Here is a 9,788-nt window from a genome sequence, read left to right on the forward strand (position 1 = left end):
GGATTTTTTGGGGTGAGTTTGAGGCGAGCCGCGACAGCGTACCCATCGCCCCCCACCTCGTAGCTAATTTATCAGTGAGGTAAGCCTGCATGGTCGTCAGCCGCGATAAAACACCAACGGCACAGGAAACATTTATGCAGATGGCCCAGGCCGCTGGCCTGCGGGGTCGTCTGTTGGTCACGATTGGCCTACTTATTTTGGTGCGTTTAGGGGTTTATATTCCCATTCCGGGGATTGCCCTCGATCGCTTCAAGGAGGAAGTGCAAAACACACCATTAATCGGGTTCCTGGATGTATTTTCCGGTGGGGGGCTATCGGTCTTAGGGATTTTTGCCCTGGGAATTTTGCCCTTTATCAACGCCTCGATCATCATGCAGTTGTTGACGGCGGCGCTTCCCTCTTTGGAAAATCTCCAAAAAAATGAAGGGGAAGCCGGACGGCGGAAAATTTCCCAAATTACCCGCTATGTGGCTCTGGGTTGGGGGGCGCTCCAAAGTGTGATGCTCACCACCTGGATTCAAAATTATGCCTATCACCCTGGGCCGGTCTTTTTTGCGGAAACGGTGATTGCCTTTACCGCTGGCTCAATGTTTGTGATGTGGGTGTCGGAATTGATTACGGAGCGGGGCATTGGTAACGGGGCTTCTTTGTTGATTTTTGTCAATATTGTGGCAGTGTTACCGACGATTCTTGGCCAAACCGTGGGGGTGGCTCAACAGGGGGGCCGGGATGAAATTGCCAAGGTGATTATCCTGTTGCTGTCGTTCCTGTTGATGATTGTGGGGATTGTGTTTGTGCAAGAAGGGACGCGGCGGATTCCGATTATTTCGGCGCGGCGGCAGGTGGGGCGACGGCTCTACCGTGAACGGACAAACTATCTCCCCCTGCGGTTAAATCAGGGCGGCGTAATGCCGATTATTTTCGCCTCGGCGGTGTTATTTTTGCCCGCTTCTTTGGTGCAGTTTACCCAAGGGAAGGAAGGGATTTTAGGGCAATTTAATCAAGTTTTAGGGCCAATTTCCAATGCGATTCGCATGGACGGCCCTACGCCTTGGGTTTATGTGTTGGTGTTTTTCACCTTAATTTTGTTCTTTAGTTATTTCTATTCTTCGTTAATTGTCAATCCTGTGGATATGTCCCAAAACTTGAAAAAGATGGGTTCAAGTATTCCAGGGATTCGGCCAGGGCGGGCCACCAGTGAATATTTGGAGCGGGTGATTAATCGCTTGACGTTCCTGGGGGCGGCGTTTTTGAGTGTGGTGGCTACGGTTCCCACTGCGGTAGAAAGTGCGTTGGGCATTCAAACCCTCCGGGGTTTGGGGGCAACGTCGCTGCTGATTTTGGTGGGGGTAGCCATTGATACGGCAAAGCAAATTCAAACCTATGTGATTTCACAGCGGTATGAAGGGATGGTGAAAAAGTAAACCATGATCACGATTGTTAATGGGTGGAGGGCGATCGCTCCATGAGTAAACGACTAATTTTTTTGGGCCCCCCTGGGGCTGGGAAGGGAACCCAGGCTGAACGTCTGGCCACGGTGGCCGCCATTCCCCACATTTCCACGGGGGAGATCATTCGTGGGGCGATCGCCCAACAAACTCCTCTAGGACAAAAGGCAAAAAGTTATGTGGATGCGGGGGATCTCGTACCCGATAGCCTGATCCTCGACCTGATTCGCGAACGACTCCAACAACCCGATACGGCATCTGGTTGGATCCTTGATGGCTTCCCGCGCAATGTCAGTCAAGCGGAATTCTTGGATCGACTCCTCAGGGAGTTGAATCAAGACGGGGTTTGTGTAATTAGCCTCAACGTTCCCGAAGAGGTGTTGGTTTCCCGTTTACTCGGTCGCCAACGTCAAGACGACAATGAAACGACGATCCGGCATCGCTTGGATGTGTATCACCAAGAAACCCGCCCCGTGATCGAGTTTTATCGCGATCGCGGTCTCCATATTGTCGATGGCGATCGCAGCCCCGATGCCGTCGGGGCAACCCTCCAGGAACTCGTTAATGCTTAACCAGTTGCTGCGCCCTTTAGCCTATTCGTCAAGAGAGGACTCAAATAGTTTGTCTAAACAAGACCTGATTGAAATGGAAGGCACGGTGACGGAATCCTTGCCCAACGCCATGTTTCGCGTTGATCTGGACAATGGATTTAACGTCCTTGCCCATATTTCCGGCAAAATTCGCCGTAACTACATCAAAATTTTGCCCGGCGATCGGGTCAAAGTTGAACTCACCCCCTACGACCTTACCAAAGGGCGAATTACCTACCGACTGCGCAAAAAATAATCTTTTGCCAGAGAATCTTGCCCAACTTCCCCCTTTGTGCTTGCTCCCAAGCACCTGCCTTGATATAATGAAAAGCTTGCAATATGACCTAAGCCACCATGAAAGTTAGAGCATCCGTAAAGAAAATTTGCGAGAAGTGCCGCGTCATCCGCAGACGAGGCCGGGTAATGGTGATCTGCACAAACCCCAAGCACAAACAGCGCCAGGGTTAAGCGACGGCAACCCCATTCCTTTATCCATCCCATTAACTTGAGCACCAAGATAGCACAGGAGAAACAAGCGTGGCACGAATTGCGGGTATCGACTTACCCAGAGATAAACGAATCGAAATTGGCCTGACCTATATCTACGGCATTGGTCTGTCTCGTTCCCATGAAATCCTTGCCGCCACTGGCGTTAACCCAGACACCCGCGTTAAGGATCTTGCCGATGAGGACGTGACCGCCCTCCGTGCCTATATTGAAAAGAGCTATCAAATCGAAGGGGATTTACGTCGCCTCGAATCGATGAACATCAAGCGATTGGCGGACATCGGCACCTACCGTGGCCGTCGCCATCGTCAAGGATTACCCGTGCGGGGTCAACGCACCCGCACCAACGCCCGCACCCGTCGCGGCCGCCGTCTTACCGTTGCCGGTAAGAAGAAAGCAGCGAAGAAATAAGCCCCTTCTGATTGCCCCCATTCCTGATTTAACTCATCCATTTCAACTATGGCAAGACCAACCAAAAAAGGTGGAACAAAAAAGCAAAAGCGCAATGTTCCCAATGGCGTGGCTCACATCACCTCCACCTTTAACAATACAATTGTGACCATTTCCGATACCAAAGGGGATGTTATTTCCTGGGCCTCCAGTGGTTCTAGTGGCTTTAAAGGGGCTAAGAAAGGCACTCCTTTTGCCGCCCAAACCGCTGCCGATAGCGCCGCTAAACGGGCCATTGAACAGGGGATGCGCCAACTCGAAGTCATGGTCAGCGGCCCCGGAGCCGGTCGAGAAACCGCAATCCGGGCCCTCCAAGCTTCGGGTTTGGAAATTACGCTCATCCGCGATGTCACCCCCATTCCCCACAACGGTTGTCGGCCACCGAAACGTCGTCGGGTTTAACGGAATTATCATCCAAGTGGGAAACCTGAGAGAACGGCTAAGGAAGGGAGTTTGTACGGCGTGATACAGTTTCAAATTGAGTGTGTTGAGTCCAAAACACACAAAAATCAAAGTCAATACAGTAAGTTTGTTCTTGAACCCCTCGAACGGGGTCAGGGAACAACCGTAGGCAATGCTCTGCGGCGCGTGCTACTGGCCAATCTGGAAGGAGCGGCGGTGACAGCGGTGCGCATTGCTGGGGTGAACCATGAGTTTGCCACAATTCCGGGGGTGCGCGAGGATGTCCTGGAAATCTTACTCAATATGAAAGAGTTAGTGTTTCAGTCCTTTGCCACCGGGCCGCAAATTGGTCGTTTAGTGGCCACCGGCCCAGGCACTGTGACCGCAGGACAATTTGATCTTCCTTCGGAAGTCCAAGTGGTGGATAAAAATCAATATGTCGCCACCTTGGCCGCTGGGGCCCGTTTGGAAATGGAGTTTCGCATTGAGCGGGGCAAGGGGTATCAATCCATTGACCGCAGTCGCGAGGAAGCCACTTCCCTAGATTTCATGCAAATTGATGCGGTGTTTATGCCCGTCAGTAAGGTGAATTATGAAGTGGAAGATGCCTTAGTCGATGGCTCGATGTCGAAGGATCGCCTCGTTCTGGATATCTGGACGAACGGCAGTATTAAGCCGGAAGAAGCCCTCTCCCAAGCGGCGGGAATTGTGGTGGAATTGTTTAATCCTTTGAAGGATCTCACCCTGGAGGCGATTCAGGAGGATCAACAGGAGGATGAAGACCCCACCAGTCAAATTCCCATTGAGGAATTGCAGCTATCGGTGCGGGCCTATAACTGCTTGAAGCGGGCCCAAATTAATACCGTGGCGGATCTCCTTGATTATTCCCAGGAGGATCTTCTGGAAATTAAAAACTTTGGTCAAAAGTCTGCCGAAGAGGTGATTGAAGCCCTCCAGCAACGGCTGGGGATTACGTTGCCTCAGGAAAAATCAAAGCCCTAGGTTTTATTGTTGTTGATGATTTGAACTCTATCTGGAGAAAATGTTATGCGTCACCGCTGTCGGGTTCCCGAATTGGGACGGCCTGCTGATCAACGGAAAGCGATGTTGCGATCGCTCACCACGGCTCTGATCCGCAATGGCCAAATTAAAACCACCAAAGCCCGTGCCAAAGCTGTCCGCACCACGGCGGATCACATGATCACGCTGGCCAAGGATGGTTCTTTAGCTGCTCGTCGTCGGGCCATGGGCTATCTGTACGATAAAGATTTAGTTCATGCCCTGTTTGCCGAGGCTAAGGATCGCTATGGGGAGCGCAATGGCGGCTATACCCGCATTGTCCGCACCGTGCGGCGCAAAGGGGATAATGCGGAAATGGCGATTATTGAACTGGTGGGCGAAGGGGCCTAACAGTGACAATGGTGCAGCGGGTGGCGTTGGTGATCCAATATTTGGGAACCCATTTCCATGGGTGGCAACGTCAGCCCCACCACCGCAGCGTTCAGGGGGAAATTGAGGGGGCGATCGCCCATCTCACCGGGGAACCCGTCACAGTCCACGGGGCAGGGCGCACCGATACCGGAGTCCATGCCGCCGCCCAGATCGCCCATTTTCAAGTCACCAGTCCCATCCCCCCCCACCGTTGGGCCAAAGTCCTCAATGGTCGCCTGCCGGGGGATATCAACATCCGCGCTTCGGCGGCGGTTCCCCCCACCTGGCACGCCCGTTTCTCCGCCCTGTGGCGACGCTACCGCTATAGCTTCTATACCGATGCTTGCCCGAACCTCTTTGTTCAACCCTATTGTTGGCATTATTATCATGCCCCTTTAGATCTGGACAAAATGACCGCTGTGCTCCGTCCCCTGTTGGGTCGCCACCATTTAGCCGCCTTTCATCGGGCCGGTTCAAGCCGCTCCCATTCCTGGGTGGAGATTCAGGATGTGCAATGTTACCAACGGGGCCCCTTCCTCCATGTGGAGATTCAAGCCAACGGCTTTCTCTACGGCATGGTACGCTTATTAATTGGGCTATTACTCGAAGTGGGCAACGGCACGCGATCGCCAGAAAATTTTACAGATATTTGGGTCAACCAACGGCGGGAACTGGTGAAGTACGCCGCCCCCGCCCAAGGGCTATGTCTCCTCAGGGTGGGCTATCCCGACAGCCCCTTTCCCCGCGAAACCTGGTATGACACCCAACCTCTTTTTATGTTCAACCCCTAAAGCACCCCATGATCGAAAAAACTGTTTTACCCAACGTTGAAACCCTAGAGCACAAATGGTATGTCATCGATGCCGCTGACCAGCGTCTCGGCAGACTCGCCAGCGAAGTGGCCCAAATCCTGCGGGGCAAAAATAAACCCTGTTTCACCCCCCACATGGATACCGGCGATCACGTCATTATTGTCAATGCCGAAAAAGTCGTCGTCACCGGCCGCAAAGGTTCCCAAAAACTTTACCGTCGCCATTCCGGCCGCCCCGGTGGGATGAAGACCGAAACCTTCAACCACCTGCAAGCCCGGATTCCAGAGCGGATCATTGAGCAAGCCGTGAAAGGGATGTTGCCGAAAAATTCCCTCGGTCGCAAACTGTTCACCAACCTCAAGGTTTATGCGGGGCCCAACCACAAACAAACCGCCCAGCAGCCGGAAGTTTTAACCCTAAAAACCACCCCCTAGGAGGATTCCACTATGCCGATTGAAACAGGCGATAAGTACGCTGGCGCGGATCGCGCCGTCTATTGGGGCACTGGCCGCCGCAAAAGTTCCGTGGCCCGTGTCCGTCTCGTCCCCGGTACAGGTCAGATCAAAGTCAACGATCGCGCCGGTGATGACTATTTCAACTACAACCCCAGCTACTTAGCCAGCGTCAAAGCTCCCTTAGAAACCTTAGGTTTAGAAGCGGAATACGATGTGTTAGTCCGGGCCCACGGTGGCGGTCTCACTGGTCAATCCGATGCCGTTAAACTCGGCGTGGCCCGTGCGCTCTGCCAACTGGATCCCGCCAACCGCTCCCCCCTCAAGTCTGAAGGGTATTTAACCCGTGACCCCAGAGCGAAGGAACGGAAAAAATACGGTTTGAAGAAAGCCCGTAAAGCTCCCCAATTCTCCAAACGCTAAAACTTTTTTGTTATTATTGCTACTGTCTGCACAGGAAGACCATGCCTAAACCCGATATTCACCCCACTTGGTATCCCGAAGCCAAGGTCATCTGCAACGGTGAAGTTGTCATGACCGTTGGTTCCACCAAGCCAGAAATTCATGTAGAAATCTGGTCAGGAAATCATCCCTTTTACACCGGAACCCAGAAAATTATTGATACCGAGGGCCGGGTTGAACGGTTCATGCGTAAGTTTGGTATGTTTGATACCAACGCAGCCGCTAAAACCGACGAACAATAGCCGATTTTGGCTCACTTTTTGCCCAGCAGAATTTCTGCTGGGTTTGTTGTATTTTGATTGAACTGAGGGGCGTGATGGCTGAAGCCTATTTACTCGATAAACTCAAATCCGTTGAACAAACGTTTAACGAGCTTTCCCTGCGTTTAGCTGACCCGGATGTGGTGACAAACCCTGACGAACTCCAGCGGGTGGCCAAGGCCCGGTCTTCTCTGGAGCAGACGGTGATCACCTACGATGCTTGGAAAAGAGCCACCGAGGAATTAGTCGGCGCGAAGGAGATCGTTAAGGAATCCCAAAGCGATCTAGAAATGCTGGCCATGGCTCAAGGGGAAGTGCAGGCCCTGGAGGCGGAAATTACCCGATTGGAAACGCAACTAAAGGTGCTACTCCTCCCCAGTGATCCCAATGATGAGAAAAACATCATGTTGGAAATCCGTGCCGGTACGGGGGGCGATGAGGCCAGTATTTGGGCGGGGGATTTGTTGCGGATGTATTCCCGCTATGCCGATACCCAAGGGTGGAAAGTGGCCTTGGTGAGTGAATCCCCGGCAGAAATGGGGGGCTTTAAGGAGGCAGTGCTGGAAATTCAAGGCGATCGCGTTTATAGCAAACTCAAGTTTGAGGCCGGGGTGCATCGGGTGCAGCGGGTTCCGGTGACGGAAGCCGGGGGCCGTGTCCACACTTCAACGGCAACGGTGGCGGTGATGCCGGAGGTGGATGAGGTGGAAGTGTTCATCGATCCTAAGGATTTGGAAATTTCCACGGCCCGCTCCGGGGGTGCGGGGGGGCAAAACGTCAACAAGGTAGAAACGGCGGTGGATTTACTCCATAAACCCACAGGAATTCGCGTGTTTTGTACGGAGGAGCGATCGCAACTGAAAAACCGGGAAAGGGCGATGCAGATCCTCCGGGCGAAGCTCTACGATATTAAACTCCAGGAGCGGCAGGAGGAGGTGACTTCCTTGCGGCGATCGCAGGTGGGTACGGGGGCGCGATCGGAGAAGATCCGCACCTACAACTACAAAGACAACCGGATCACCGATCATCGCTTAGGGCAAAATTTCACGCTGGCGAATATCCTCGATGGGGATATTGATCAGGTGATGGAGGCTTGTATCTCCCAGGATCAGCAGGAGCGGCTGGAGCAGTTGGCCAATGCAACCGAGTAAGGGAGGATTCATGAAACCAGTTATACGCCAGGAATTGTCTTCAGATGTTGCGGCCATCCATGCCGTAACGGTCGCTGCGTTCCTCAATGCACCGCACACGGCGCACACGGAACAGTTCATTGTTGATGCCTTGCGTAGGGCTGGATCTCTGACCATCTCGCTTGTGGCTGAACAGGATGGCGAAGTCGTGGGTCATGTGGCGGTATCGCCAGTTACAATCTCGGATGGTTCTGGGGGCTGGTACGGACTTGGCCCGATTTCCGTCAGGCCGGAGCTACAAAGGCGGGGGATCGGTTCCCTCCTCATGGAGGCTGTTCTGGGTCTTCTACAGGAGCGGGGCGCGGCGGGCTGCGCCTTAGTGGGAGATCCAGCATACTATTCGCGATTTGGCTTTAAGCCTAATTCCGGCTTGCTGCTGCCGGGTGTGCCGCCGGAGTATTTTCAGGTCTTGCCCTTTGGCCCATCGTTACCCTGTGGGGTGGTGACGTTCCACGAGGCATTCAGTGCGCGGGCCTAACTTCAGGTTTTGACCTGGCCCTGTACGGATGGCTTGGCGGAGGTGATCGAGAAGTTTGGGCGGTTGAGGCACTTCCATGGTATGACCTGCGGTATAAAGTCCCCCAAATAGGGTATTGTCCCGCAACTGCGGGATAATGCCTAAGATACCGGAGTTGAACCCAGCAATTCTCATTATGCGAGAAATTCCTACTGGAGTGTCTATTTTTAGGCAGTTAAAACACCTACAGCAAGTGTATCATAGGTATGTAGTCTAAATACACAGTTAGCTCGCTGATACTCGTCAAGGAGTTGGTTAATGAATGTTTTGGTCACGGGAGGTGCTGGCTTTATTGGTTCGCATGTAGCTGATTCTATGATAGAAGCAGGACATCGAGTATCTATAGTAGATAATTTGTGGAAACACGGCGGAGGACAAATAAAGAATATTAACCCTCGAGCTAAGTTCTATGAAATAGACATTTGTAGTCCAGCCCTAGCCACAGTCTTTGAGAAAGAACAACCAGAAGTTATTTGCCATCATGCTGCACAACATAGTGTTCGCATTTCAATTAATGATCCAGAATATGACGCTCAGGTCAATATTTTGGGGTTGCTCAATCTCTTACAATGTGCCACACATTTCAAGTCTCGTAAGATTATTTTTGCTTCATCAGGAGCAACATATGGCACGGTGACAACAGTTCCTATCAATGAACACACCATACAAAATCCGATATCGCCTTATGGTATTACCAAGACCGCAAGCGAACATTACCTTCGCTTCTGGCAAAAGGTATATGGCCTTAGTTTTACCTCGTTACGTTATGGTAATGTCTACGGCCCACGCCAAAACCCAACTGGTGAAGCTGGTGTAGTTGCCATCTTTATTAGAGCTATGCTAAAGGGCGAAAAGGTATACATCGATTGGGATGGTGAACAGGAAAGGGATTATGTCTATGTGCAAGACGTAGCACGCGCTAATGTTTTAGCTATGCTCAAGGGAGATGGGGAAGCATATTGCATAGCTACGAGCCAAAGTACCTCCGTTAATACTTTGTACCATAAGTTAGTGAAAACAGTTGGGCATGAGGTAGAAGTTGTCCGATCTCCTAAGCGTCCAGGCGATATTCGTATGAGTTACTTTGATTGTCGTAAAGCCAAGGAAAGTTTAGGATGGACAGCAGAAACAGACTTAGATGGGGTGCATCTCAATTAGGAGATGAGTAAATATACTCATTACAATTCCTCCTCAAAAGCCTACATAATTTAGACACTGTTGACCACCTTTGACCCATGACTCCCCAAACGCAGGCTGAACTCCAGCA

At 51.9% G+C, this 9,788-nt stretch carries 15 protein-coding genes; all 15 read left to right on the forward strand.

Features of this window, described 5'->3' with window-relative positions; genetic code table 11:
- Window positions 1-89 precede the first annotated feature (89 nt).
- The 15 genes from secY to VB712_RS06785 all read left to right on the forward strand — a co-directional run bounded on the left by secY (window position 90) and on the right by VB712_RS06785 (window position 9,679).
- The gene (secY, locus tag VB712_RS06715) at window positions 90-1,424 is read left to right on the forward strand and encodes a preprotein translocase subunit SecY (RefSeq protein ID WP_323253409.1); all 1,335 of its coding nucleotides are present in this window, start codon (window positions 90-92) and stop codon (window positions 1,422-1,424) included.
- 41 nt (window positions 1,425-1,465) lie between these two features.
- Window positions 1,466-2,020 (forward strand): adenylate kinase, encoded by a 555-nt coding sequence (locus VB712_RS06720; protein WP_323253411.1) that lies wholly within the window; start codon window positions 1,466-1,468, stop codon window positions 2,018-2,020.
- A 49-nt stretch (window positions 2,021-2,069) separates the two neighbouring features.
- Complete coding sequence (infA, locus tag VB712_RS06725; RefSeq protein WP_006276978.1) at window positions 2,070-2,294, forward strand: translation initiation factor IF-1; 225 nt, start codon at window positions 2,070-2,072, stop codon at window positions 2,292-2,294.
- Window positions 2,295-2,392: 98 nt separating this feature from the next.
- On the forward strand, window positions 2,393-2,506 hold the full coding sequence (rpmJ, locus tag VB712_RS06730; RefSeq protein ID WP_015178722.1) for a 50S ribosomal protein L36: 114 nt from the start codon (window positions 2,393-2,395) through the stop codon (window positions 2,504-2,506).
- A 69-nt stretch (window positions 2,507-2,575) separates the two neighbouring features.
- On the forward strand, window positions 2,576-2,956 hold the full coding sequence (rpsM, locus tag VB712_RS06735; RefSeq protein ID WP_323253416.1) for a 30S ribosomal protein S13: 381 nt from the start codon (window positions 2,576-2,578) through the stop codon (window positions 2,954-2,956).
- 48 nt (window positions 2,957-3,004) lie between these two features.
- Window positions 3,005-3,397 (forward strand): 30S ribosomal protein S11, encoded by a 393-nt coding sequence (gene rpsK / locus VB712_RS06740; RefSeq protein WP_323253418.1) that lies wholly within the window; start codon window positions 3,005-3,007, stop codon window positions 3,395-3,397.
- Between the two features lie 60 nt (window positions 3,398-3,457).
- Entirely contained in the window at window positions 3,458-4,399 is a 942-nt protein-coding gene (locus tag VB712_RS06745) for a DNA-directed RNA polymerase subunit alpha (RefSeq protein ID WP_323253420.1), read from the forward strand.
- Window positions 4,400-4,444: 45 nt separating this feature from the next.
- Window positions 4,445-4,807 carry a 50S ribosomal protein L17 gene (rplQ, locus tag VB712_RS06750; protein WP_323253422.1) on the forward strand — a complete coding sequence of 121 codons (363 nt, stop codon included), beginning with the start codon at window positions 4,445-4,447 and terminating at the stop codon, window positions 4,805-4,807.
- Between the two features lie 8 nt (window positions 4,808-4,815).
- A complete protein-coding gene (truA, locus tag VB712_RS06755) occupies window positions 4,816-5,619 on the forward strand; it encodes a tRNA pseudouridine(38-40) synthase TruA (protein WP_323253438.1) in 804 nt (267 codons plus the stop codon).
- 11 nt (window positions 5,620-5,630) lie between these two features.
- On the forward strand, window positions 5,631-6,074 hold the full coding sequence (gene rplM / locus VB712_RS06760; RefSeq protein WP_416236280.1) for a 50S ribosomal protein L13: 444 nt from the start codon (window positions 5,631-5,633) through the stop codon (window positions 6,072-6,074).
- Window positions 6,075-6,086: 12 nt separating this feature from the next.
- Complete coding sequence (rpsI, locus tag VB712_RS06765) at window positions 6,087-6,515, forward strand: 30S ribosomal protein S9 (RefSeq protein WP_323253426.1); 429 nt, start codon at window positions 6,087-6,089, stop codon at window positions 6,513-6,515.
- Window positions 6,516-6,556: 41 nt separating this feature from the next.
- Window positions 6,557-6,796 (forward strand): 50S ribosomal protein L31, encoded by a 240-nt coding sequence (rpmE, locus tag VB712_RS06770; protein ID WP_323253428.1) that lies wholly within the window; start codon window positions 6,557-6,559, stop codon window positions 6,794-6,796.
- A 74-nt stretch (window positions 6,797-6,870) separates the two neighbouring features.
- Window positions 6,871-7,965 (forward strand): peptide chain release factor 1, encoded by a 1,095-nt coding sequence (prfA, locus tag VB712_RS06775; RefSeq protein WP_323253430.1) that lies wholly within the window; start codon window positions 6,871-6,873, stop codon window positions 7,963-7,965.
- A 10-nt stretch (window positions 7,966-7,975) separates the two neighbouring features.
- Window positions 7,976-8,482, forward strand: coding sequence for an N-acetyltransferase (locus tag VB712_RS06780; protein ID WP_323253432.1), 507 nt, complete (start codon window positions 7,976-7,978; stop codon window positions 8,480-8,482).
- Between the two features lie 297 nt (window positions 8,483-8,779).
- The gene (locus VB712_RS06785) at window positions 8,780-9,679 is read left to right on the forward strand and encodes a GDP-mannose 4,6-dehydratase (protein ID WP_323253434.1); all 900 of its coding nucleotides are present in this window, start codon (window positions 8,780-8,782) and stop codon (window positions 9,677-9,679) included.
- The last annotated feature ends 109 nt before the right edge of the window (window positions 9,680-9,788 follow it).

This window comes from Spirulina sp. CCNP1310 (genome assembly GCF_034932185.1).
GTDB lineage: Bacteria > Cyanobacteriota > Cyanobacteriia > Cyanobacteriales > Spirulinaceae > Spirulina.

What these genes read in the sequence shown, in the direction of transcription:
- secY (WP_323253409.1), top strand. Translation starts at nt 90, where the DNA reads ATGGTCGTCAGCCGCGATAAAACACCAACGGCACAGGAAACATTTATG.
- rplQ (WP_323253422.1), top strand. Translation starts at nt 4,445, where the DNA reads ATGCGTCACCGCTGTCGGGTTCCCGAATTGGGACGGCCTGCTGATCAA.
- prfA (WP_323253430.1), top strand. Translation starts at nt 6,871, where the DNA reads ATGGCTGAAGCCTATTTACTCGATAAACTCAAATCCGTTGAACAAACG.
- rpmJ (WP_015178722.1), top strand. Translation starts at nt 2,393, where the DNA reads ATGAAAGTTAGAGCATCCGTAAAGAAAATTTGCGAGAAGTGCCGCGTC.
- VB712_RS06780 (WP_323253432.1), top strand. Translation starts at nt 7,976, where the DNA reads ATGAAACCAGTTATACGCCAGGAATTGTCTTCAGATGTTGCGGCCATC.
- truA (WP_323253438.1), top strand. Translation starts at nt 4,816, where the DNA reads ATGGTGCAGCGGGTGGCGTTGGTGATCCAATATTTGGGAACCCATTTC.
- rpsI (WP_323253426.1), top strand. Translation starts at nt 6,087, where the DNA reads ATGCCGATTGAAACAGGCGATAAGTACGCTGGCGCGGATCGCGCCGTC.
- rpmE (WP_323253428.1), top strand. Translation starts at nt 6,557, where the DNA reads ATGCCTAAACCCGATATTCACCCCACTTGGTATCCCGAAGCCAAGGTC.
- rpsK (WP_323253418.1), top strand. Translation starts at nt 3,005, where the DNA reads ATGGCAAGACCAACCAAAAAAGGTGGAACAAAAAAGCAAAAGCGCAAT.
- VB712_RS06720 (WP_323253411.1), top strand. Translation starts at nt 1,466, where the DNA reads ATGAGTAAACGACTAATTTTTTTGGGCCCCCCTGGGGCTGGGAAGGGA.
- VB712_RS06785 (WP_323253434.1), top strand. Translation starts at nt 8,780, where the DNA reads ATGAATGTTTTGGTCACGGGAGGTGCTGGCTTTATTGGTTCGCATGTA.